Origin of the sequence: Labrenzia sp. THAF82 (assembly GCF_009363435.1) — a bacterium.
GTDB lineage: Bacteria > Pseudomonadota > Alphaproteobacteria > Rhizobiales > Stappiaceae > Roseibium > Roseibium porphyridii.
Genome location: NZ_CP045354.1, coordinates 4,183,157 through 4,205,763, shown reverse-complemented (window position 1 = coordinate 4,205,763; position 22,607 = coordinate 4,183,157). Strand labels below are relative to the sequence as shown.

Genomic DNA, 22,607 nt, shown 5'->3' with positions numbered 1-22,607 from the left:
TCGAAGAATGAGACTGGAAGATCTGAAGTTCTTTATTCGCATTGCTGAACTGGGCAGCATGGCAAGTGCGGGCCGGGAAATCGGTTTGTCACCATCTGCTGCCAGTACAAGGTTAACCGGACTTGAAAAAGCCTTTGGTGCTCAGTTGTTTGCAAGAACTACGCGAAAGACGACTTTAACGGAAGCCGGCCGCGTCTTGTTGGACCACGCGCGCGCTGCCGTCGGAGAAATTGATCAGGCCAAAACAATCCTCGAGGCATCCAACGAAGCACCACGCGGGTCATTGCGGATCTCCTGCAACACGTTTTTTGGCAGAAAGCATATTCTGCCTCATCTGGTAGAGTTTCGTGCCCTTTATCCGGACATCCAACTGGAAATGGACATATCGGACCGGATGGTGAGTGTCGTCGACGAAGGCTATGACATTGCGGTCCGCGGGGCGCCACTTGCTGATTCATCTCTTCTTGCAAGGCGACTCGGCGGCAATCCGAGGGCTCTTTGCGCATCGCCGGACTATCTGGCCCGCAAGGGCGTGCCCAGTACCCCGGAAGATCTGGCCAATCACGACTGCATCAGCATGGCGTCCGTGCCCATCTGGTATTTCAACGGTCCTGAAGGTGAAACGGCATTCGAACTGAAGAAGCCGGTTATCAAGGGAGACAGCGGCGATCTGACTTATGATGCCGCTATCCATGGTCTCGGCCTCAGTCTGAAATCGCTTGCACATGTTTGGGAGGACTTGCGCGACGGACGGCTGGTTGCGGTCATGGAAGACTACGCCATCGCCCGAACCGGGGCTATCTGGGCGGTCTATCCGCCCAGTCAGTTCGTTCCACCGAAAGTGACGGCATTTGTGGACTTCCTGATCAGTAAATATGGCAAGCCGCCTTATTGGGAGACCGACTACAAGCTTCCCTCGGCCGCAAGTCTTGGGGAGAGACCGGCAAGATTCGAATGAATAACGGGATTTGCCGGTTCTCTTGATAGTAAAAAGCCTCTAGAAGCGGGGAAAGACAAGCGCAACAGGTGCATTTCAATTTGGGACGAGAACCGGCAACGCCGGGCCCCTAAAAGCCTGTTCAGTGAAGCGGATGAAAAATGTCGATTGTTGATAGCGTTACCAAGTCCATGGTCCCGATCCACCGGGAAGGGTGGCCGTTCGTTGCCATCGCACTGGTCGCAACTCTGGTGGTTGGGTGGTTCATCGATCCGCTGTTCTGGATTGGGCTCTTTTTTACAGGATGGGTCTGTTACTTTTTTCGCGATCCGAAGCGGGTCACCCCTGTCAGTGAAGGATTGGTCATATCCCCGGCGGATGGCGTCGTGAGTCTTGTTGGCCTGGTGCGTCCACCGGCTGAACTGGAGCTCGGCAACGAACCTTTGATGCGCGTCTCCATCTTCATGAATGTCTTCAATTGCCATGTGAACCGCGCACCTATCGGTGGCAAAATCACGCGCGTGGCCTATCGTGCAGGCAAGTTCTTGAATGCCGAACTGGACAAAGCCAGTGAAGACAATGAGAGAAACGGGCTTGTCATTGAGACGGGAGGCACCCGGATTGGCGTGGTTCAGATTGCAGGACTTGTTGCACGCCGGATCGTGTGTTTCGTGCGCGAAGGGGAAACGCTCAACACGGGTGAGCGTTTCGGCCTGATCCGCTTTGGCTCTCGTCTGGATGTTTATTTCCCGGCGGATACACAGCCGAAAGTGGCACTTGGGCAGACAATGATAGCCGGTGAAACGGTGCTGGCGGATTTGAATGCTCCCCAGGAAACCGCACAAACGCTGACCAGAGTAAGCTGAGGCCAGATGTGACCGAGGCTCCTGAAACAGACACTGACCAGAACCGCTCGGCGCCGCGTTTCCGCCGCGTTCCTTTGCGGCTGATTGTGCCAAACATGGTGACGCTGCTCGCGCTGTGTTCCGGGCTGACAGCGGTACGTATGGCTTTTGAAGGCCGTTGGGAGTTTGCTGTCGGGGCCGTACTGGTGGCAGCTGTTCTTGACGGGCTGGACGGGCGTGTCGCACGCATGATGAAGGGAACCAGCCGCTTTGGTGCAGAACTGGATTCACTTTCCGATTTCGTCAACTTCGGTGTGACGCCCGCGCTGATGCTCTATCTTTGGATCCTCAAAGATGCAGGAAACCTGGGTTGGATCTCTGCGCTCATTTTCGCGATTTCAGCCGCGCTGCGGCTGGCAAGGTTCAATGTCGCGCTTGACGATCCCGATAAGCCGGCATGGGCCTCGCGTTTCTTTACAGGCGTTCCAGCGCCAGCTGGGGCGCTGACGGTTCTTCTGCCTCTTTATCTGGACTTTCTAGGCCTGTTTCCGCATTGGTTTGCCGACGCCGCGTTCGTCGCCGCATATACGATCTGCATTGGATTTCTGCTGATCAGCAGGTTGCCGACCTATTCCGGTAAAACGCTCGGCACGCGCGTCCGGCGCGACTACGTCTTGCCCCTGTTCGTTTTCGCCGTCCTGATCGTGGCTCTGACCGTTAGCTATCCATTCCGCATGCTTGCTGGTGGGGCAGTTCTTTATCTCCTCACGATCCCGTTTTCCTGGCGCGCTCACAGAAAGCTGGCCCTTGCAGATGCATCGATCCATCTCGATGACGATGGAGACGAGTGCGACACTGACCTCGACAATATCGCAGACCGGGACAAGGATCACGGCGGCTGACGACCAATGGTCAGCTGTCGGCATGTGATCTCGCAAATCGGGTTTCAACACCTCAAAATTCGGTTCACTTAAAGCGCCTCGTTCAACTGAGGAGCTGAAAATGTTGCATGAAAAATCAATAATCATCACTGGTGCCAGCAGCGGAATTGGCGCTGCCGCGGCACGCCTGTTTGCCGGCTCTGGTGCGAACCTGATTCTGACGGCACGTCGCAAGGAAATGTTGGAAGAAGTGAGGGCGTCGATACCTGATGCTGCCCGCAAGGTGGAAATTTTGGTTGGAGACGTGACTGACCCGGATTTCGCGAAAGCGGCGGTGTCGATGGCCATTGAAAGGTTCGGCGGTCTGGACGGTGCCTTCAACAATGCCGGAATGCTTGGTGACATGGGGCCGGTTTCGGAAATGAGCCTCGGCAGCTGGCGGCAGGTGATGGACACAAATCTCACCAGCGCATTCTTGCTCGCCAAACATCAGGTGCCGGCCTTGAAGGCACGCGGTGGCGGCGCAATTGTCTTCACCTCATCGTTTGTGGGCCAGACGATCGGATTGCCGGGCATGGCCGCATATGCGGCATCGAAAGCAGGGCTGGTCGGGTTGACGCAGGTTCTTAGTGTTGAGCATGGCCCCGACAACATTCGGGTAAACGCGCTTCTGCCTGGCGGAACACGCACCGAAATGGCAGGAGATGATCCGGCATTTCACGACTATGTCGCCGGTTTGCACGCGCTGAAACGCATGGCTGAGCCTGAAGAGATTGCCAACGCAGCTTTGTTTCTTTTATCCGATGCCGGTTCCTTCGTAACCGGCTCCGCGATGCTGTGTGATGGCGGCAATTCAATCACCAAGGCATAAGGGAATTCGGCAACAGGCATTAGGTAATGACAAGGTCGTGCTGAGTTCCCGCAAGGTGAGCCGCAATGGCGATGTCGAGAAACCGTCGTGTCTGTTGCCAGTCCGCGCACGCTGAAGGTTCAGCGTCCCTCACTGGCGCTTTCGAATGAACTTTTGCTCGGTGACTGCCTTACCCCATTGGTCACCCACATATTCCTCGGCAAGGTCGAAGCCGTTGGTTTCATAGAGTGCCCGTGCTGCTTCGAGCCCTTTGAGTGTCCAGAGATGTATTTCATCGAAGGCGTGACGATCACAATGCTCTAGAGCGCATTTCAGGAGAGATTTTCCAAGCCCTTTCCCGCGAAGACGTTCGGACAAAATGAACCAGCGTAGATGTGCGGTGTTGTTTCCAAGATGCTCTCCATCAATGCTGATGGAACCAATTACTTCGCTGCCGTCGAGCACGCTCCAGCTGTTGTTAAGCGGGTTGCCGATCCTGGGCATGAACTCGGCCATAGACGCTGAAACTACGCTTTCGAATGTTGCACCCATTCCGACTATCGGACCGTGGGTCCGAGCGTGCATTGCCGCAATGTCACCGATCATTCCAGTCTGATATCCCTCGACAATCGGGTATTTTGTTTGCACCGCCTCACGATCTGCGTCGGATCCTTGCAGAGCCTCAGCATACGAAGACATGGCCTTTGCGACATTTTCAGGGTTTTCACCACTAAGACGGGAGAGGGCGTCTTGCGCTTGATTGTTTCCGAAGCGGTCAATTTCAGAATAGGTAAGCTGGCCCTTCTTAGTAAGGCTCAGGCCGAAGGCCCTGCCATCGGATGTTGAACGGGTTTGTTCAATGTCTCCACGTCGCTCCAAAGACTTGAGAAGCCTGCTGATCGTGGATTTTTCAAGTTTGAGCCGGGCGGAGAGGTCTTTTGCAGTGAGTCCAGGGTTCAGCCCGATCTCTAGGATCGCATGAACGCCGGAGCCGGAAAGGTCAGTGCCGGCGATTGCCTTGTCCAGGAAACCGAATTCACGCACGAGTTGACGGGAAGCGGCACGAACGGACTGAACAACGGACGGGGAAACAAGTGTCATACGCGAGTTCCAATATAGTTGTATTGAACAACTATATTGGAAGGGATGCAAACAGCAAGTAGTTTTTGGTCTTGCGGTCGACAAAGGAAAGGCCGCCAAAGTGGCGGCCTTTCGTCTTGCTTGGAGGTCACTCCGCCGCGTGCGGCAGTTCCTCTTGCGGGGGGACTTTGGGTGGAGCCGGTTTGGGCATCGACACGACCTTGGCGGCCGGACGTTCCTTTTCCTGCTGCGGATCTGTCCATTCGACATCCTGATCCGCCTCCGTTTCCACCTCAACCGTTTGCTGAAGTTCCTTGCGCGCTCTTCGGCGAGCCATAATTTCCGCAGGCCAGACCCAGACGGCTTTGGCGGAGCGGACAAATGTGCTCGGCAAGGCGATCATCACCGGGATCATGACCAGTGTCAGGATCGTCGAGAACGCGAGGCCGGAGATGACCGCTGTCGAGAGCTGAATCCACCAGATAGCCGTAATACCCCCAACCGCGACAGTCTGCGTAAAGAAGTCGAGATTGACGGCTGTTGCCATCGGAATCAGGCCGACAATCGTCGTCACAGTCGTCAACAGGATCGGACGCAGACGCTGGCTTGAGGTCTTCAGGATAGCATCCAGCGGTTCAAACCCGTCGTGCCTGAAGCGGTTATAGGTGTCTATGAGAACAATCGCATTGTTCACCACGATACCCGCGAGCGCGACAATTCCCGTCCCGGTCATGATGATCGAGAATTTCTGCCCCGTCAGCATCATGCCCAGCAGAACACCCATGACCGACATGACAACGGTCGAGAGCGTCAGGAACGTCTGGTAGAACGAATTGAACTGCGTGAGCAAAATGAGGAACATCAGGAAGAGCGAAGCAACCATTGCCTTCATCAGGAACTCACCAGACTCCTTCTGATCTTCATCAGCCCCACGGAACTGCAGGAAGACGTTGTCAGGGAAAGTCTGTGCATCCAGCCATTCACTCAGCTCTTGAACCTTCGCGTCAACCGTCACCGGCTTGCCTTCTGCAACAAGCGCTGTCTGGTCGACGGTTGCCTTCAGCATCATGGAATAAAGGCCGTCCCGGCGTGTGATTGCCGAAACCTTCTGTTCCGGTGCCCGGTCAATGAAGTTGGCAATCGGCACCAAACCGAGATCGGTTTGCAGACGCAACTGGTCAAACCGGTCAAGCGTGCGCTCATCGGCTGGCAATCGAACACGAATATCAACTTCGTCTTCTGAATCTGTCGGACGATAATTGCCGATCAGAACACCGTTGGTCACGAGCTGAACCATGTTGCCGACAGAGCCGATACCTGCCTGATAACGGCCTGCCTGTTCGCGGTCGATGGTGATCTGCCATTCGATGCCGGGCAGGGGGCGACCGTCTTCCTGATCAAGCAGGTTTTCCATCTGGTCCAGTTTGGACCGGATCCTTGCAACCTGTTCAACCATTGTGTCGTAATCGGTCGACTTGACTTCCAGCTGCAGATCCTTGCCGGTCGGGGGACCGCCTTCGATCTTGCGGGTTTCTACTTTAATGCCCGGGATCGAGGCCGTACGCTGACGGATCTCCTCAAAGATCTCGGCAGCATTGCGCCGACAGCAATATTTCGCCAGTTCCAGCGACATTTCACCGATCACGTCAGCAGGCTTGTCTTGCACCCCGCCAATGAACTGAGGGCCGCTGCCGCCGCCCGGAGGGAAGGCAGACGTGATGACATTCTGGATACCGGCTGTCTGAAGAACTTCAGCCTCAACCTGCTGAACGATGGTCAGCGACTCGGCAGCAGACATGTTGCCGCGCGCCGAAACCATGACAACAGCCTGATCAGGTTCTTCATCAACGAAGAACTCGACCCCAGTCGGATTGGACGAAAACGACGTGAAGATAAGACCACATGTTCCAAGAACGACCACAATCGTCAAAATGTTGCCGATCGGATTGCCTGCCAGGAGCTTCAAATGGCGGACATAGAGACCGGTGAACCCCTTGACTGTTGTGGCGTCGAACGTGAGCTCCGCAGGTTTTTCGCTCTGACCACCGCCATTGCGGGTGCCGAAACCAAGACGCTTGCGCACGCCGTCAAAAACCCACTCAAGCAAGTGAACAAGCGGGGAGATTGTCTTGTAACCCGCCCAGACGGCAACAACTGCCAGACCGCAAACCGTCAGGTAGAAACCGACATCAAGGGCAATCGGGTGCGAGAAGATTGCAAATGGTTGAGCCAGACCGGAAAGGTATGTGAACACCGTTGCGATGGATCCGGTGATAATTTCCGGTCTTGATGTGACCAGGAAAAAAGCGAAATACGCCGCAAAACCAACAGCCATCATCTCAAACATCAAAGAGACGAATGTAACAGGCCGGAAGCTTTTGGAGGGCTTTTCGTTTTCAAGCTCAACCTGCTTCGCAGCGCGCTGCCGGCGCCAACGAACGAAGGGGCGCAATACCAGGAAGGAAAGCACACCTACGACAATGAACGACAGGGCGGCTACTGGGACAGCCAGCGGAGCTTCTCCAATTCGCGCGGCAAAATCGGGCGACCCGATCATGGCACCGAACATGGCAAGGGCCGATACAGCCGAGATGACGCCGAACAGGAATGCAAGCACAATGGCAGCGTTCCGCTCGACCCAATGCGTGGTAATCGCAAAGACGCCGCCGGTCACAGGTAGGAACACCATTGCCGTCAGCAGGGCTGCGGTCAGAACGATGATGACCATGATCGGCAGGTAGCTCATGAATTCACCGGCAACACCCGGCCAGAGCAACATCGGTAGGAAGGCCACCAGGGTTGTGGCGGTCGAGGAAACGATTGGCCAGAACATCAGCCTGGCGGCACGGATATAGGCCTCCCGGTCTTCCATGCCTTCGTGAACCTTGCGGTCCGCATATTCGACCATGACGATCGCGCCATCGACGAGCATACCAACCGTTAGTACGAGGCCGAACATCACCATGATGTTCACCGTGTAACCCAGACCGGACAGGATCAGGAAGCCGACCATGAAGGAGGTCGGGATGGCCAGACCGACGAGGAGGGCGGATCGCAAGCCGAGAGCAGCCAGAACAAGGATCATCACGAGAAAGATCGCTGTCAGGATCGAAGACTGCAATGAGCCCAGCACTTCGAAGATATTCGAAGACATGTCGAGCATGTAGTCGACCTGGATGGTTTCGGGCCAATCCTTGGTGGCTTCATCGACAACAGCCCGGATTGCCAGATTGTTCTCGATGATGTTGGTGCCAATCCGCTTGGTTACATCCAGGGCAATGGCTGGCTTGCCGTTAACTCGGGTATAGGAGTCCGCGTCCTTGAAGGTACGACGGATCTCGGCAAGATCGCTGAGTGTAACAACGCCTTCTCCGGACTGCTTGATCGGCAGTGAATATACGTCGAGGGAGTTTTCGATCAGACCCGGAACCTTGACGTTGAAGCGTCCCTGGCCACCGTCAATGTACCCGGCAGGTACAAGCTGGTTGTTGTTGGACAGCGATGTCAGGAGTTCCTGCTGCGTGACCGAATAGGATTCCAGCTTTTCAGAATCGATCAGGACCTCAAGGAGTTCCTCTCTGTGGCCCTTCAAGTCGGCGGAGCGAACCGTATCGATTGCCTCGACTTGATCCTTCAAGCGCCGCGCATGCTGATACAGCGTGCGTTCCGGCACGTTTCCGGACAAGGCGATTGTAATCGTCGGGATAAGCGCAAAGTTTGTTTCAGAGATCGTCGGCTCTTCAGCATCCGCAGGCAATTCACCCTTTGCGGCATCGACCTTGTCGCGGACATCGGCAAGCGCTTCGTCCTTGTCGAATGAGATGTCGAATTCCAGGACGATACCGGCATGGCCTTCAGACGCAATTGCCGTGATTTCCTTAAGTCCGTCAAGGCCGCGGAGTTCTGTTTCCATGGGCCTGACGAGCAGGCGCTCCGCGTCTTCCGGTGAAATGCCCTGTTGGGAAATGGAGACGTAGAACACCGGAACATCGATGTCCGGACTGTCTTCCTTTGGAATGCTGATATAGCTGAATACACCTGCGACGAGCAGGGCGACCATGAGCACGAAAACCGTTTTGGGACGTCGGAGGACGCCTTCGAGCATGTCAATCACTGGCTGACCTCCGCAGTTTCAAACACTGGTTCGACAGTTTCACCATCGCCGACATATTCCTGTCCGACGACAATCACCGTAACGTCTCCGGGCAATCCGCCGACCCACAGGCCGTCAGTTTCGCCCCCGAGCACTTTGACTGGGTAAAAAGCAGTTTTGTTGTCTTCACCAACCGTACGCACACCGACCTGCCCATCGTCATTTAGGGTCAGGATTGCAGGTGAAATCTTGTGAGCTTTTTCCACCGGAAGCGGAAGGCGGCTGACAGCAGTGACACCGTCACGGGCCTTGCCGTCCTTGTTGGGAAGCTCGATTTCGATCCGGAAAGTCCGGGTGTCAGGGTCGGCAGACGGAGAGACGTAGCGCACGACGCCGTTGATTGTCTCGCCGGTGACCAATTCCACTTCGGCTTCCATGTCGACGGTAATCTTGCCGATGTTGACCTCCGAAACCTGGCCAATCGCAATCATCGGGTCGGAATTCACAACGGTGGCACAGATGCCTCCACTTTCAAGCTGCGCACCAACTTCAGCCATGGGGCTCTCAATAACACCATCAATTGGCGAACGGATGATCGTGCGCTCCAGCTCGAGCTTGGCTTCCTTCAATCTTGCGGTCGCTGCGTCCTGAAGGGCCTGGGTCGCAGCAGCCCGGGTCTGCGCCGTGAAGCCCTTTGTTGCCAATTGCGTTGCTGCGCTGTGGTCCAGTTCTGCCTGTGCGAGTGCGGCTTTGGCTTCAAGAACGCGTGCTTCGCGTGTGCCGCTGTCCAGCTCGCATAGGATATCGCCAGCAGAAACTCGCGCGCCTTCGCGTGCCGGCCGCTTGACAACATCGTCCGTCGTCGCCGACCTGACAGCGACCTTGGCTTCAGCCTCTGTCCGGCCACGAACTTCAAGGACGGCCTGCCGGTCTTGAGCTTTCAGCCGCGCGACCTGAACACGGAACGTGTCGCCGGTAGTGGCGGCCACTCTCTCAGCGGGGGCTGGTGTGGCGTTTTCACCGTCGCCGACACCTCCGACCACTACAGAGCCACTCGACATCCAGATCCCGATACCAGCCGCCAATGCGACTGCAAGGATGTATGAAAGCTTCACACGCATTCTTAAACTCCGCGATATTCGCTCACTCGGCAGCCGCAAGCTGCTCGGCGCTGTCTTCAGCTATCTTGATCAAGGCCTCGCCATGCTCTTCCAGGTAGGCGAGGGTGACATTCATGCAGGCAATGCCATAGTTCCGGGTCCAATCAGAACCGGGATGGCGGCATTCCTCATTTTCGCATTCCGTCAAAAGTCTCAATTCTTCATGCACCTGGGCCTTGCGGCGCTCCAAAGCGCGACGAATGACCTCTGGAGGCAGTTGCGCTGCGTTCAAGGCAATGAGGAGAAACGGTGATTTGAAAGTGTCTGCAGCTTGCGGTTCACATAGAGAATTGATGAACTCGGTTCTGCCTGCCTCGGTTATTGAGTACACTTTCCGGGCCGGTTTGCCTGCTTGGGGTTCTTCGCGCACAGTCACGAGGCCATCTGACTCCAGCCGGGCGAGTGCCGGATATATCGATCCGAAACTCGCATCGTCAAAATAGCTGAACCTCCCCTCGGTCGATTCCTTCCGAATTTCATATCCGGTGGCATCGCCGAATGACAGGATCGCAAGACAAAGGCTGCGCACACTCATTGATTTCTCCGTACCCGGAAGCGTCCTCCCGGTCTGACGGTTGTGAGACGAACCACCACATTACGACGGACAAGACATTCCGGATGACTGCTTGTAGCCTGTAAAAAGTATCATATGCTGGTTCGATATATCGACTAGTTATATATCAATTCGAAACTAATCAAGAGTGCGCTGCACAATTTTTTGAAGCGAAAAAGCAGAAATTAAGCCAGATGCGCCCGACTTGGCGGAATTGACACCTTGTTGACACAAGTCGTGGCGACATAACGTTAGGACGTCATCGTTGTCATTTGAAAGAGTCAGGTATGACCGGCCCGTTTTCTCGGTACCTAAAGCTGCCCAAAGATCCCCTGTTTCGTTTGCTTGTAATAAACGGCGCTGCGGGGCTCGGTATTGCCGCTCTCGTTCTGGGGGGCATCTTTCTTGCAAACATCGGAAATCTTCGTGAACTTGTGCTTGCTGCCGACGATCCATTCCTTCCAGTGATCATGCTCGCATTTGGTCTGATAATTACCCTCGTATCGGTGGTTATGGGATCTGCAATCATGTTGCTTGGCGATAAATCACGAGAAGGAGGCGGAGGTGGAAAGCCAAAAGCTTTGCGCTTCAGCGCTCCATTGAATCCCATTCCGGTGACGGTAGCGGGGCGAGGCATTCGCAAAGATCGCGATTAATGCCGATCACGGCTGATAGTCTGACAAGTTCAGGCTTATCTATGCAAGCCATAGAAAGAGCTTTCTGCCTGTGCACCGCCTGAAGGACGGGGTCCGAAATCGGCAAAAAGGGTCATGGCGGCAGCAGCAAGAAGAAGCAGCAATCCTGCAGATGAAAGCCTCATCTCTCCGGTCCTGTCGATCATCGTGCCCTCCCAATTCTCAACCGTCTTATAAGCGCCCAGCATCTAAGGTCCCGGTAATAGGTCCTGTAAAATTTTACAGGAACTGATTTTGAGTCAGGAAAACTCTGTTCGGTTGACCTGGCCGCGGCTGGGTTCTTGCGGTCAAGGGGTGGAAAATGACTGCCTCGTACCCTTGGAACGGCAATTCGCACCCATTAACTATGATCGTTAAAATACAACTTAAAACTGAATGTATCAGGTTGCACCCCAAGTCTATGGCAGCTACGAGTCTGGTAAGTTAACGATTTGTTAATGAGTGCTTGGGGTTGCAATGCGATATTTCTTCAAAAATCTGCATATATTTGTTTTTACGTTCTTATCTGTCTTTGCAGCGCTCTGGGTGGCTCAAAATACGGACCGGACAACTGCGGGAATTCGACCATTGGTTGAGGATGCTGTTGAATTGAGCGACGTTGCAGAAGGGGCTTATCACGAGATCAAGTCCGTCAGTTTGAGTGAAATCGCAGACGAATTTGTCTCGATATATGTCGACACGATGAGACTGCCGACAACGCTGTTTGAAAGACTGTCGGACCGTCTTGGAAACGTGGAGGCAGACCTCAAGCGCAAACGCGCGTCAACGCGGACCGAAGCCAATGAGCCGGTGGTCGAGACAGAATATTTGTTGCGCACTCATCCGTTAGGGTGGGAGGCCTCACACAGAGGCAAGGGAAAGGGCAATTCCCTGACCGACGCCGATGCACATGGTGGCGAGCGCCAGTTTGCCACCCCGCTTACGCAACTCTAGCGCAGCTGAACCGATGATCCTTGCGCCCGACATGCCCAAGGGATGGCCAAGAGCAATAGCGCCGCCATTCGGGTTCAATACATCACTGTCTTCAGGAAGGCCAAGGTCTCGCATCACCGCGATTGCCTGAGCAGCAAATGCCTCATTCAGCTCGATAACATCAAACTCCGACAGTGAAAGTCCGAGCCGGGCGCAGAGTTTGCGGGTGGCTGGGGCTGGTCCGATCCCCATGATCCTTGGCGGGACACCTGCCGTTGCACCACCGACAACGCGCGCAATCGGGGTGAGTTTGTGCTTGGCAACGGCTGCTTCTGATGCAATCAAAAGGGCCGCAGCCCCGTCGTTGACACCCGAAGCATTTCCGGCGGTCACCGTACCTCCGTCACGAAAGGGCGCTTTGAGAGCCGACAACGACTCAAGCGTGGTTCCTGCTCGCGGATGTTCGTCCGTGTCCACGAGGATGGGGTCGCCTTTGCGCTGGGGGATCATGACCGGAATGATTTCCTCTGCGAAGCGGCCGGACAACTTGGCGGCTTCGGCTCGCTGCTGGCTCCGTAGCGCAAACGCATCCTGGTCGTGCCGGGAGATCCCGAAGTCCTCAGCTACGTTTTCGGCCGTTTCCGGCATGGAATCGATACCGTACTGGTTTTTCATCAACGGATTGACGAACCGCCAGCCAATGGTCGTGTCGAAGATTTCGGCGTTTCGCGAATAGGCACTCTCGGCCTTTGGCATCACAAAAGGTGCCCTGGACATGCTTTCGACACCGCCTGCAATCGCAAGATCCATCTCACCCGCCTTGATGGCCCGTGCGGCCGTCATGACCGCGTCCATGCCGGACCCGCAGAGCCTGTTCAGCGTCATGCCCGGGACTGTCTCCGGCAGGCCTGCAAGCAACGACGACATTCGAGCAACGTTGCGATTGTCTTCGCCAGCCTGGTTTGCGCAGCCGAAAAAAACGTCGTCAACTTCTGTCCAGTCAGTATCCGAGTTTCTTTCCATCAGGGCCTGTATCGGGATTGCGCCAAGATTGTCGGCCCGCACTGAGGACAGCATCCCACCGAACCGACCGATCGGTGTCCTGACGAAATCACAGATATAGACATGATGCATAGGCAAGTTCCCGCAGTGGCGCATTCTGGGCGCACAATGATTGGAAAGTGCGCGATGGTTGGGTCAAGTCTTGCCGGATTTCCGCATTGATGGCAAGAAAGCGTCACAAATTTCCTCGAAAATGATCAAGTTTGTGATGTTTGATCGTGGCGAATTATGTCGTCTTCGCTGAGATACGTTCCAGACTGCACTTCGATCATGCGCACCGGAATTTTGCCCGGATTTGTGAGCGTGTGGCGGGCACCGAGAGGCACATAGGCAGACTGGTTTTCCGTCAAAAGTCTTTTATCGCCATTGATTGTGACTTCCACCGTACCTGAAACAACAACCCAGTGCTCTGCTCTGTGCAAATGGCTCTGAAGGCTGAGTTGTTTGCCTGGCTTGATGAGCATTGATTGTACGGAAAACCTGTCTCCCGCGTTGATCCGCTCCGTATAACCCCACGGTTTATAAGCGCGAGGGTGCTTTTCAGCTTCTTCACGGCCTTCAGCCTTCAACTGCTCAACCACATCCTTGACGTCTTGAGCCCGGTCCTTGTGTGCAACAAGTACACTGTCGGCAGTTGCAATCACCATCACATTTTCAAGGCCGATGACCGAAACAAGGCCCTTGTCGGCAAAGGCAAGGCAATCCTTGGAACCGAGAAACCTTGCGTCGCCCAGTGCGGAGTTGCCATCAGCATCTTTGTCCAGAACAGTCCAGATGGCAGACCAAGAACCCAGATCATCCCATTCCGGTGCAACAGGAGCGCAAACGACATTGCTTGCCTTTTCCATGATCGCGTAGTCGATCGAAATGTTGTCGAGTTTTTCGAACGTGGCAGTGTCCAGGCGGGTGAAGTCAAGGTCGGCATGCCGTGTTTTCATGACCGCGCTGACGTCTTCAAAAAGCTCTGGCTGCAGCGACTTGAACGCATCAATCATCGTCTTGGCCGAATAAAGAAAGATACCCGCGTTCCAGAAATAGTCGCCGGCCTGCAGGAATTCTTCGGCTCGGGCGTGGTCGGGTTTCTCAACGAATGCGTCCACTGGTCGTACAGGGTCATTGCCCGAGGCGACCTTTATGTAACCGTATCCGGTATTGGGCTCCGTCGGAGTAATGCCGAAGGTAACGATTGCACCGTTTCTTGCGGCACTCCCAGCGTTCAGAACAGCAGCAATAAAGTCATCTTCCTTTCGGATCAGGTGGTCTGATGGCAATAGAAGAACAAGGGCATCCGGGTCGGCTTCCGCCGCAGTCATCGCCGCCATTAAGGCAGGGGGGGCTGTGTTGCGACCAACAGGCTCTAGCAGAATGGGCTGGGCTTCAATGCCAAGTTCCGCAAGCTGTTCTCCGATCAGGAAGCGGTGACTGTTGCTCCCGATGACAATTGGGTCTGCAAAGCCGGGCGCCTGAACTCGTTTGCAGGTTTTCTGAAACAGGCTGTCACCATCGAATATGGTCAAAAACTGTTTGGGCCTGTCCTTGCGTGACAAGGGCCAAAGGCGCGTTCCAACGCCTCCTGATAGAATGCATGGATAAATCATCGGTTGATCCTGAAGCTGGCCATGCCTTGGCTAATCACGGCAAATCATCAATTTGACTGGATTGTTAAACAGCGGAGGTTGAAGTTGCAAGCAATGGGGTTGACGGGTAATTGTGTTATAAAGTAACGCCCGAGGGCGATGCACCTATTGAGATGAACTGGCCTTCAAAACATGACAAAATCAGCAACCAGTCTTGTGAGGCTAGACCGTGCGGGGATTCGGAAGGGCACTGATTGGCTGGTAAGGGGTGTTGATCTGTCTGTTGAGCCAGGCGAGATCGTGACCCTGATCGGGCCAAACGGGTCAGGCAAGTCAACGACTGCCAAAATGGCGCTTGGCATTATGAAGCCGAGCGAAGGCAGCGCAGTGCGAAACCGCGGGCTTACGGTAGGGTATGTTCCGCAGAAGCTTTCAATTGACTGGACGTTGCCATTGAGCGTTCGCCGTTTTCTGCGCCTGACGAACCCTTTAACTGACGCAGAATGCGATGAAGCTCTTGAAAAAACTGGAGCGAAACGGCTCATCAATGCAGAGATGCGCTCATTGTCAGGCGGGGAGTTGCAACGAGTTATGCTGGCCCGCGCCATCGCCCGGGCGCCCGGTCTGCTTGTTCTCGATGAACCCGTACAAGGCGTCGACTATGTCGGCGAAATTGCAATCTATGATCTGATATCCGAAATCCGAAGCGCACTGGGGTGCGGCATCTTGATGATCTCGCACGATCTCCATGTGGTTATGGCGGCGGCAGACCAGGTCATTTGTCTGAACGGGCATGTCTGTTGCCGCGGAACGCCTTCCGATGTCAGTCAGAATGTCAATTACCAGGCCCTCTTCGGGGCGCGGTCTGGAACGGCGCTGGCCGTCTACGAACATCATCATGATCACGTGCATCTGCCAGACGGCAAGGTGCAGCACGACGACGGCTCACTTTGCTCTGACTGTCTGGGTGAGCATCATGAACACGATCATGGCAGCGATGGTGCTGAAGTGCAGTTGGAGCATCAAAATGCTCGATGATTTTTTCACAAGAGCGCTTGTGGCCGGAATAGGTGTCGCCCTTGTTGCTGGCCCGCTTGGCTGTTTCATAGTCTGGCGCCGGATGGCCTATTTTGGCGATACGCTCTCACATGCAGCTCTTCTGGGTGTGGCCCTGTCGTTGTTGCTCAATATCAACACAACACTTGCGGTGGGGGCGGTTTCTGTTGTGATCGCAACGCTCCTGGTATTATTGCGCCGAAACGACACCTTTTCATCGGACGCCCTGCTGGGTTTGCTCTCACATTCAGCCTTGGCACTCGGACTGGTTTGCCTAGCATTCATGACCTGGGTCAGGGTCGATCTGCTTGGATTGCTGTTTGGCGATATTCTGGCTGTTACACGCATCGACATTGCACTGATCTATGCAGGGGGCGGCATTGTGCTCTTGGTTCTGGCACTTATCTGGAGGCAACTATTTGCTGCGACCGTAAGCCCGGATCTTGCTGCCGGTGAGGGGCTGCGGCCCGAGCGTACGGAATTGATCTTCATGATCCTGACTGCAATCGTTATCGCTATTTCTCTCAAGATCATCGGAGCGTTGCTGATTACGGCGCTGTTGATCATTCCTGCGGCAGCAGCGCGCAGGCTCTCTACGTCGCCGGAGCAAATGGCGGCACTTGCGGCCATTATCGGAAGCGCATCGGTTGTGGGGGGGCTTTATGCCTCCCTTAATTATGACACACCTTCCGGCCCTTCGATCGTCGTGGCAGCAGTGGTCCTGTTTACACTAAGCCTTGTTCCTGGCGGGCTTCTTGTTAGGTGGATGAGAACAAATAGAAGTGGAGACCGGCCGTGAGTGCTGAAACGCATCCTGACTTGACCAAGAACCAGGCACTAGTCTTTGGATCTCTATCGGACGCAGGCGGTCCGTTAACAGCTTATGCCATTCTGGATCAGCTGCGCGGCGACGGGTTCCGCGCACCGCTTCAGGTTTACAGAGCGCTGGACAAGCTGGTCGAATACGGCATGGTACACAGGCTGGAAAGCCTCAACGCATTTGTGGCCTGTGCTCATACAGGATGCGCGGCCCACGGGGCTGCAGCGTTCGCTATTTGCGAAAACTGTGGTGATGTGTCTGAATTTACACCGGAAAAAGCAATGGACCTGCTGCGCACCTGGACGGAGCAGCAGGGGTTCCAATTGTCTCGAACCACGATTGAACTGCGCGGCACCTGCAAAGGATGCGCTTCAAACAATTGAACCGCATCTTTGGTTTTCAACCAGAAGTATGGCCAACCGGATTAGTCGAAATTTCAACTTAAACGGTTGATGCTTGTCAGATACACGGCGTACTCTCTTTCGCGACAGTCAATCGCGGAAAGTGAGAGGCACCTGTGACTGACCGAATTGGTATTGGCATCATCGGCTGCGGAACTATCTCAAAAACCTATTTTGAGTTGGCTCCTAAATTTGCCGGGCTCGATATACGGGCATGTGCCGATCTGAGCAGGGAAGCTGCCGAGATCAAGGCGGACGATTACGGTATACGTGCTTTGACGGTGCACGATTTGTTGCTGGCTGACGACATCGATCTGATAGTCAATCTCACCGTGCCCGACGCACATTATCTTGTCTCTCATGAGATACTGGTTCACGACAAACACGTTTATTCCGAAAAGCCCTTGGCGCTGACCATCAAGGATGGAAAGGCTTTGGGAGACTTGGCAAAGAAGAAACGCCTGAAAGTTGGATGTGCACCCGACACATTCCTTGGCGGGGCGCAACAAATAGCCAGAAAGGCACTGGACGACGGGTTGATCGGAGATGTGATTGGCGGCACTTGTCACGTTCTCAGTCATGGCAAGGAAAGCTGGCATCCCAATCCTGACTTTTTCTATAAATCTGGTAGTGGACCCTTAGTTGATCTCGGGCCCTATTATATTGCGGCACTGGTCAATCTAATCGGTCCCGTGAAGCGTGTTGGGGCACTTTCGTCCTCCGCCTTCAACATGCGAACCATCGAAACCGGACCGAGGTCTGGCGAACGCATTCGAGTGGAAACACCCACCACTGTCCATTCTCTTCTCGAATTTGAAAATGAAGCATCGGTGACACTGTCGGTCAGTTGGGATGTCTGGGCCCATCGTCACCCTCCCATCGAAATATATGGCACAAAGGGTTCACTCTTTTTGCCGGATCCAAACCGTTTTGGCGGAGAAGTTGAATGGGCAGGGCCCGATGGCCAGATCAGACGTCTGGACCAAACCGGACATCCATTCGCAGTGGCCAACGTGCAGCAAAACAGAACCGAATATGCCAATTATCGGTCAGCCGGCCTTGCCGACATGGTTCAATCCATTCTTCACGGGGGTGACTTCCGTTGCTCCTTAGACCGCGCTTTGCACGCGGTCGATGTCATGGCCTCAATTCTAAAATCCGGGGAAACGGGTGCTTTCGTTGACATTGAGCACTCGGCCAAACGTCCCGACCCTCTGTCCGCCGCGGCTGCAAACCAACTCTTGCAATAGCGGCGGTTGCAGTGGCTATGCGGTGCTCTTATGTTCCGCCAGAGGTCCTGTCACTTTTGCCGATCGGACCAGCCAATTGCCGGTGGTTCGAGGGAGAGAATTTATGGCGATCTTGATAACAGGACTCGTTCTGTTTTTCGCAATACACGTGTTGCCAATGGTTCCTGCCACGCGGGCGGGATTGATCTCGAAACTCGGCGAAAATGCCTACAAGGGCCTCTTCACGCTAATCTCGATTGCCGGCTTCGCACTGATAATTTACGGCTATGGCGTTGCCAGGTTTGAAGGTCCGCCGCTGCTATATGATCCGCCGCTCTGGTTGCGTCATGTGACCATGCTGCTCATGGTGCCGGTCTTCATTTTTCTGGTGGCAGCGTACGTGCCGTGCAGGATCAGACGCGCCTTGAAGCACCCGATGCTTGTTGCGATCAAACTCTGGGCGCTCTCACACCTACTCGCAAATGGTGATCTGGCCTCGGTTCTTCTGTTTGGCACTTTCTTTCTCTGGGCAGTCGCAGACCGGATCTCCGTGAAACGTCGCGGGCCTGGTGCGGGGCAAATTGCCGGTGCGACGGCCGAGCCGGGTAGACACACCGACATCGTGGTGATTCTGATCGGCATTGTTCTCTACGGACTTTTTGTCTGGAAGTTGCACGGTTGGCTTTTCGGCGTCCCGATAGTCTGATAAACGCGGGCAGCTGATGAAAAACCTCTGCGGATTTGTCAATTCATCGAGGTTTGCCCCACTTGCGCCACGAAAAGAATGTTAAGCGCGTCCTGGGAATTGCCCGAGACGGATCAAATGGATAATGTGCGCCCCGCGCAATGGGGTGTTGATCCGGTCATGGCGCCGGGCCGGTAGAGTGAATGCAGGAACACGACACGTATGTCTGATATTTTTCGTGAAGTCGATGAAGATATCCGCCAGGAGAAATACCGTCGGCTTTGGGATCGGTTTGGCCCGTGGGTAATCGGTGTCGCAGTTCTGATTGTTGTTGGTACTGGTGGCTATCGCGGTTGGCTCTATTGGCAGGAAACGCAGGCCCAAAGTGCTGGCGACAAGTTCTTTGAAGCCGTTCGGTTGTCCGAGGCCGAAAATTACCAGGAAGCCGCAGCGCTCTATGGAGAACTGGAATCGGCTCTTGGCGGGTATCCGGCTCTTGCAAAACTGCGTAAGGCGACCGACTTGGCAAATTCCGGACAGGCAGCTGATGCTCTGGCGCAATTTGATGCGCTTTCCAGGGATGCCGGCTTGACCGATGCCTTGAAGGATGTTGCTGCTCTGCGAGCAGGTTACATTGCCGTCGACAGCGAAGATTATACCGGTGTCGCAGATAGGGTTGAGAGACTGACATCCGACACAGGCCCTTTTCGGGCTGCCGCACGCGAACTTCTCGCGCTAAGCGCCTGGAAAAGCGGCGAGATTGAAACAGCACAACAATGGATTACTGCGCTTGAGGACGACCCGGAGACACCGGCTGAAGTCAGTCAGCGGGTTTCTTTGTTGAGCGATGTCATTCGTGCCAGCGGTGGCGCTGCATCCCCTGAAAGTGAAGGAACTGGCCAGTGACACGAGCAGTCGTTTCTTCAATGGGGCGCGGGCCGCTGGCTGTTATCGCACTGTCTCTTGCGTTGACAGGATGCGGTTCGGTGAGCGATTTCACGCAGAACGTAAACCCGTTCAACCGCGAGAAAATACTGTCTGGCGACCGTCAGCCGGTGTTTGACGGTGCTGATCCTGCATCTGAAGCCCTTGGACAATCTGCGAAAGTCGGGCCTGCAACCGGCGGGCAGAGCTGGACCACCGCCGGTGGCGGGCTGACAAATGATCCGGGCAACATCGCTATTTCCGTTTCCGGAAACAGAGCCTGGCGGACGCAAGTCGGCACTTCAGGTCGCGGACTCACCTCGTCCGCCCTCAGGATCTCTTCAAGACCTGTGAGCGATGGCAGCAGAATCTATCTTTATAAGCCGAACGGCGAGGTCGTCGCGCTCTCAACCGGGGGCGGCCGGCAGTGGACAGCGAATCTGCGCCCGGAGGGCGAGCGTGACGTTGGACCCGGTGGTGGCGTGACGGTTGCCGGCGGCATTGTTTATGCCGCTACGAGTTACCGCCAGCTGGTTGCACTGGAAGCCGGCTCGGGCCGCGAAATCTGGCGTGCGGATCTGGATACACCGGCACGTGGTGCTCCCGTTGCGGGGGCAGGACACGTCTTTGTCGTTTCCCAGTCAAACGAAGTCTATGCGCTGTCTCAGTCCGACGGTTCGGTTGCGTGGAGCTATGCCGGGGTTGAGGAAACAGCAGGCTTGTTGTCTGCAGCAAATCCCGCAATCTCCGGAAACAAGGTCATTGTCCCGTTCTCATCGGGCGAGATCATGGCAATTGATATCAAGAGCGGTGAACCAGAGTGGATCGACGGGGTTTCCCGAGGGTTCAGGACGCTCGCGTTGTCTGGCCTTGCCGATGTTTCGGCGAGCCCGGTAATCGCAGGCAATACTGTTTATGCGACCGGCGTTGCCGGACGCACTGTAGCTGTTGATGCCCGCTCAGGGCAACGCCGCTGGGAACAGGATCTTGGCAGTGTGCATACACCTGTCGTTTCTGGGAACGCGCTCTTCATGGTGGATCTCGACGATCGCATGGTGGCGCTGGATCTCAAAAGTGGCGAACCGCTTTGGGCAACATCGCTGCCACGTCCGGAGAAAAAGAAGCGCCGTCGCAATTGGGCTGGGCCGATTCTGGCAAACGGTGCGCTTGTAGCGTTCTCCAGCGATGGTCAGATTGCCGTTGTTGACGCGGCATCCGGGAATACCATGCTGACGCAACGCACAAACGCGGATGTCTACGTGACACCCATTGTTGCAGGTGGCCGCGTTGTGGTGCTGACCGGAAATGACGGCGTCGCTGCCTACAACTAGCAATTAAGGGATGGGCTCACGAAGAGGCCCACCCGTCAGGAGTTACTGCTGTGGGCGCAACTGTCGCCATTATTGGACGGCCGAATGTCGGTAAGTCCACGCTATTCAATCGCCTGGTCGGCAAGCGGCTGGCGCTGGTCGACGACACGCCCGGCGTCACACGCGACCGGCGTCCGGGTGACGCACGGCTCGGTGATTTGCGCTTTACGATTATCGACACTGCCGGTCTGGAGGACGCAGATCGCCGTTCGCTTGAAGGACGCATGCGTCGACAAACGGAAGAGGCGATCGAAACCGCGGATGCCGTACTCTTTGTCATAGATGCCAGAGCCGGCATCACTCCGCTTGATTCTCATTTTGCCGAAGTCGCCCGCAAGACCACGCGACCTGTTATTCTTCTGGCCAACAAGGCGGAAGGCAGAGCGGGTGAAAGTGGACTCTACGAGTCCTTTTCGCTCGGCCTGGGGGATCCAATCGCCATTTCCGCCGAGCACGGCGAAGGCCTTGCCGATCTTTATGACGCGCTGAAACCTCATGTTGATCGGGTCACCGAGGAAGAGGAAGCCCGGCGCGAGGAAGCAGTTACCAACGTCGATGTCGATGAAGACGGAGAAATCGTCGACGAGGAAGATCCTGTCGGCACGATTGAGAGACCTCTTCGGGTTGCCATAGTCGGCAGGCCGAATGCCGGCAAGTCCACCTTGATAAACAAGATGCTCGGTGAAGACCGGATGTTGACCGGGCCTGAGGCTGGTATCACGCGGGATTCCATCTCGGTTGATTGGAGTTGGCGCGATCGGCACATCAAGTTGTTCGACACGGCTGGCATTCGCAAGAAGGCGCGTGTTCAGGAGAAACTTGAAAAGCTCTCGGTTGCCGATGCACTTCGAGCGATCAAGTTTGCCGAAGTGGTCGTTGTGACCCTCGATGCAACGATGTCCTTTGAAAAGCAGGATCTGCAGATCATTGATCTGGTCGCGAGAGAGGGCCGGGCCCTCGTCATCGCGATCAACAAATGGGATCTTGTCGAAGATCGAGAAGCGGCTTGGAAAAAGATCCGCGACGCCAATGAGCGCTACTTTAACCAGATCCGTGGCGTGCAGATCGCGACACTCTCAGGATTGCAGGGACAGGGCATCGATCGGCTGGTTGAGAGCGTCTTTACCGCTTATGAGGCCTGGAACTCGCGCGTGTCGACATCCATGCTGAACCGCTGGCTTGACCGTGTGACGATCAATCACCCGCCTCCTGCTGTTGCGGGGCGACGGGTCCGGTTGCGTTACATGACGCAACCCAAAACAAGGCCGCCGCATTTCATCGCATTTTGTTCGCGGCCCGAACAGCTTCCCGAAAGCTACACCCGGTATCTGGTGAATTCGTTGCGCGAGAAGTTCAACATTCACGGTACACCTATTCGCCTTTCTTACCGCAAAGGTGAAAATCCGTACGCGACCAAGAAAAAACGAAAGATTCAGTAGCCGGGGTGTGCTCCGGCCATTTCCAGCATGCCTTGCCC

General features: G+C 55.3%; 21 protein-coding genes. 14 read left to right on the top strand and 7 right to left on the bottom strand.

Annotated features, from left to right (window positions below; genetic code table 11):
- Positions 1-7 precede the first annotated feature (7 nt).
- The 4 genes from FIV00_RS19320 to FIV00_RS19305 all read left to right on the top strand — a co-directional run bounded on the left by FIV00_RS19320 (position 8) and on the right by FIV00_RS19305 (position 3,534).
- Positions 8-958, top strand: a complete 951-nt coding sequence (locus FIV00_RS19320) for a LysR family transcriptional regulator (protein ID WP_152502286.1) — start codon at positions 8-10, stop codon at positions 956-958.
- A gap of 140 nt (positions 959-1,098) precedes the next feature.
- A complete protein-coding gene (locus tag FIV00_RS19315; RefSeq protein ID WP_152502285.1) occupies positions 1,099-1,803 on the top strand; it encodes a phosphatidylserine decarboxylase in 705 nt (234 codons plus the stop codon).
- A 95-nt stretch (positions 1,804-1,898) separates the two neighbouring features.
- The gene (locus FIV00_RS19310) at positions 1,899-2,684 is read left to right on the top strand and encodes a phosphatidylcholine/phosphatidylserine synthase (protein WP_152504334.1); all 786 of its coding nucleotides are present in this window, start codon (positions 1,899-1,901) and stop codon (positions 2,682-2,684) included.
- A gap of 100 nt (positions 2,685-2,784) precedes the next feature.
- The gene (locus FIV00_RS19305) at positions 2,785-3,534 is read left to right on the top strand and encodes an SDR family oxidoreductase (protein WP_152502284.1); all 750 of its coding nucleotides are present in this window, start codon (positions 2,785-2,787) and stop codon (positions 3,532-3,534) included.
- Positions 3,535-3,663: 129 nt separating this feature from the next.
- On the opposite strand, the gene FIV00_RS19300 is transcribed toward FIV00_RS19305, so the two are convergent.
- From FIV00_RS19300 to FIV00_RS19285, 4 genes are all read right to left on the bottom strand, one after another.
- Complete coding sequence (locus tag FIV00_RS19300) at positions 3,664-4,614, bottom strand: bifunctional helix-turn-helix transcriptional regulator/GNAT family N-acetyltransferase (protein ID WP_152502283.1); 951 nt, start codon at positions 4,612-4,614, stop codon at positions 3,664-3,666.
- Positions 4,615-4,741: 127 nt separating this feature from the next.
- Entirely contained in the window at positions 4,742-8,707 is a 3,966-nt protein-coding gene (locus tag FIV00_RS30330) for an efflux RND transporter permease subunit (RefSeq protein WP_152502282.1), read from the bottom strand.
- Complete coding sequence (locus FIV00_RS19290) at positions 8,704-9,807, bottom strand: efflux RND transporter periplasmic adaptor subunit (RefSeq protein ID WP_152502281.1); 1,104 nt, start codon at positions 9,805-9,807, stop codon at positions 8,704-8,706. Before FIV00_RS19290 ends, FIV00_RS30330 begins: the two co-directional genes overlap by 4 nt.
- Before the next feature lie 22 nt (positions 9,808-9,829).
- Positions 9,830-10,381 carry a PadR family transcriptional regulator gene (locus FIV00_RS19285; RefSeq protein WP_152502280.1) on the bottom strand — a complete coding sequence of 184 codons (552 nt, stop codon included), beginning with the start codon at positions 10,379-10,381 and terminating at the stop codon, positions 9,830-9,832.
- Between the two features lie 305 nt (positions 10,382-10,686).
- Between FIV00_RS19285 and FIV00_RS19280 the strand changes: the two genes are divergently transcribed.
- Entirely contained in the window at positions 10,687-11,055 is a 369-nt protein-coding gene (locus FIV00_RS19280; RefSeq protein WP_152502279.1) for a hypothetical protein, read from the top strand.
- A 35-nt stretch (positions 11,056-11,090) separates the two neighbouring features.
- Here FIV00_RS19280 and FIV00_RS29855 read toward each other — a convergent pair whose 3' ends face one another.
- Complete coding sequence (locus tag FIV00_RS29855; protein WP_173006059.1) at positions 11,091-11,240, bottom strand: hypothetical protein; 150 nt, start codon at positions 11,238-11,240, stop codon at positions 11,091-11,093.
- 310 nt (positions 11,241-11,550) lie between these two features.
- On the opposite strand from FIV00_RS29855, the gene FIV00_RS19275 reads away from it, so the two are divergent.
- Entirely contained in the window at positions 11,551-12,027 is a 477-nt protein-coding gene (locus FIV00_RS19275; RefSeq protein ID WP_152502278.1) for a hypothetical protein, read from the top strand.
- On the opposite strand, the gene pcaF is transcribed toward FIV00_RS19275, so the two are convergent.
- A complete protein-coding gene (pcaF, locus tag FIV00_RS19270) occupies positions 11,935-13,140 on the bottom strand; it encodes a 3-oxoadipyl-CoA thiolase (protein ID WP_152502277.1) in 1,206 nt (401 codons plus the stop codon). The two genes, FIV00_RS19275 and pcaF, sit on opposite strands and share 93 nt — an antisense overlap.
- Positions 13,141-13,265: 125 nt before the next feature.
- Complete coding sequence (locus FIV00_RS19265) at positions 13,266-14,666, bottom strand: mannose-1-phosphate guanylyltransferase/mannose-6-phosphate isomerase (RefSeq protein WP_152502276.1); 1,401 nt, start codon at positions 14,664-14,666, stop codon at positions 13,266-13,268.
- A gap of 171 nt (positions 14,667-14,837) precedes the next feature.
- Here FIV00_RS19265 and FIV00_RS19260 point away from each other — a divergent pair, with 171 nt between their 5' ends.
- The 8 genes from FIV00_RS19260 (at position 14,838) to der (ending at position 22,569) form a co-directional block, all read left to right on the top strand.
- A complete protein-coding gene (locus tag FIV00_RS19260; protein ID WP_152502275.1) occupies positions 14,838-15,683 on the top strand; it encodes a metal ABC transporter ATP-binding protein in 846 nt (281 codons plus the stop codon).
- Positions 15,622-16,500, top strand: a complete 879-nt coding sequence (locus FIV00_RS19255; RefSeq protein WP_371419539.1) for a metal ABC transporter permease — start codon at positions 15,622-15,624, stop codon at positions 16,498-16,500. The genes FIV00_RS19260 and FIV00_RS19255 overlap by 62 nt, the downstream gene beginning before the upstream one ends.
- On the top strand, positions 16,497-16,904 hold the full coding sequence (locus FIV00_RS19250; RefSeq protein ID WP_152502273.1) for a Fur family transcriptional regulator: 408 nt from the start codon (positions 16,497-16,499) through the stop codon (positions 16,902-16,904). The genes FIV00_RS19255 and FIV00_RS19250 overlap by 4 nt, the downstream gene beginning before the upstream one ends.
- Before the next feature lie 134 nt (positions 16,905-17,038).
- The gene (locus FIV00_RS19245; RefSeq protein ID WP_152502272.1) at positions 17,039-18,172 is read left to right on the top strand and encodes a Gfo/Idh/MocA family protein; all 1,134 of its coding nucleotides are present in this window, start codon (positions 17,039-17,041) and stop codon (positions 18,170-18,172) included.
- 103 nt (positions 18,173-18,275) lie between these two features.
- Positions 18,276-18,857: an NnrU family protein gene (locus tag FIV00_RS19240; protein ID WP_152502271.1), complete on the top strand. Its 582-nt coding sequence runs from the start codon at positions 18,276-18,278 to the stop codon at positions 18,855-18,857.
- Between the two features lie 201 nt (positions 18,858-19,058).
- On the top strand, positions 19,059-19,742 hold the full coding sequence (locus FIV00_RS19235) for a tetratricopeptide repeat protein (RefSeq protein ID WP_152502270.1): 684 nt from the start codon (positions 19,059-19,061) through the stop codon (positions 19,740-19,742).
- Entirely contained in the window at positions 19,739-21,091 is a 1,353-nt protein-coding gene (locus FIV00_RS19230; protein WP_209006620.1) for a PQQ-binding-like beta-propeller repeat protein, read from the top strand. Before FIV00_RS19235 ends, FIV00_RS19230 begins: the two co-directional genes overlap by 4 nt.
- 50 nt (positions 21,092-21,141) lie before the next feature.
- Positions 21,142-22,569, top strand: a complete 1,428-nt coding sequence (gene der / locus FIV00_RS19225) for a ribosome biogenesis GTPase Der (protein WP_152502269.1) — start codon at positions 21,142-21,144, stop codon at positions 22,567-22,569.
- Positions 22,570-22,607 lie beyond the last annotated feature (38 nt).

Coding starts and splice junctions, on each gene's coding strand:
- FIV00_RS19320 (WP_152502286.1), top strand. CDS start 8: ATGAGACTGGAAGATCTGAAGTTCTTTATTCGCATTGCTGAACTGGGC.
- FIV00_RS19315 (WP_152502285.1), top strand. CDS start 1,099: ATGTCGATTGTTGATAGCGTTACCAAGTCCATGGTCCCGATCCACCGG.
- FIV00_RS19310 (WP_152504334.1), top strand. CDS start 1,899: ATGGTGACGCTGCTCGCGCTGTGTTCCGGGCTGACAGCGGTACGTATG.
- FIV00_RS19305 (WP_152502284.1), top strand. CDS start 2,785: ATGTTGCATGAAAAATCAATAATCATCACTGGTGCCAGCAGCGGAATT.
- FIV00_RS19300 (WP_152502283.1), bottom strand. CDS start 4,614: ATGACACTTGTTTCCCCGTCCGTTGTTCAGTCCGTTCGTGCCGCTTCC.
- FIV00_RS19290 (WP_152502281.1), bottom strand. CDS start 9,807: ATGCGTGTGAAGCTTTCATACATCCTTGCAGTCGCATTGGCGGCTGGT.
- FIV00_RS19285 (WP_152502280.1), bottom strand. CDS start 10,381: ATGAGTGTGCGCAGCCTTTGTCTTGCGATCCTGTCATTCGGCGATGCC.
- FIV00_RS19280 (WP_152502279.1), top strand. CDS start 10,687: ATGACCGGCCCGTTTTCTCGGTACCTAAAGCTGCCCAAAGATCCCCTG.
- FIV00_RS29855 (WP_173006059.1), bottom strand. CDS start 11,240: ATGATCGACAGGACCGGAGAGATGAGGCTTTCATCTGCAGGATTGCTG.
- FIV00_RS19275 (WP_152502278.1), top strand. CDS start 11,551: ATGCGATATTTCTTCAAAAATCTGCATATATTTGTTTTTACGTTCTTA.
- pcaF (WP_152502277.1), bottom strand. CDS start 13,140: ATGCATCATGTCTATATCTGTGATTTCGTCAGGACACCGATCGGTCGG.
- FIV00_RS19265 (WP_152502276.1), bottom strand. CDS start 14,666: ATGATTTATCCATGCATTCTATCAGGAGGCGTTGGAACGCGCCTTTGG.
- FIV00_RS19260 (WP_152502275.1), top strand. CDS start 14,838: ATGACAAAATCAGCAACCAGTCTTGTGAGGCTAGACCGTGCGGGGATT.
- FIV00_RS19255 (WP_371419539.1), top strand. CDS start 15,622: ATGAACACGATCATGGCAGCGATGGTGCTGAAGTGCAGTTGGAGCATC.
- FIV00_RS19240 (WP_152502271.1), top strand. CDS start 18,276: ATGGCGATCTTGATAACAGGACTCGTTCTGTTTTTCGCAATACACGTG.
- FIV00_RS19235 (WP_152502270.1), top strand. CDS start 19,059: ATGTCTGATATTTTTCGTGAAGTCGATGAAGATATCCGCCAGGAGAAA.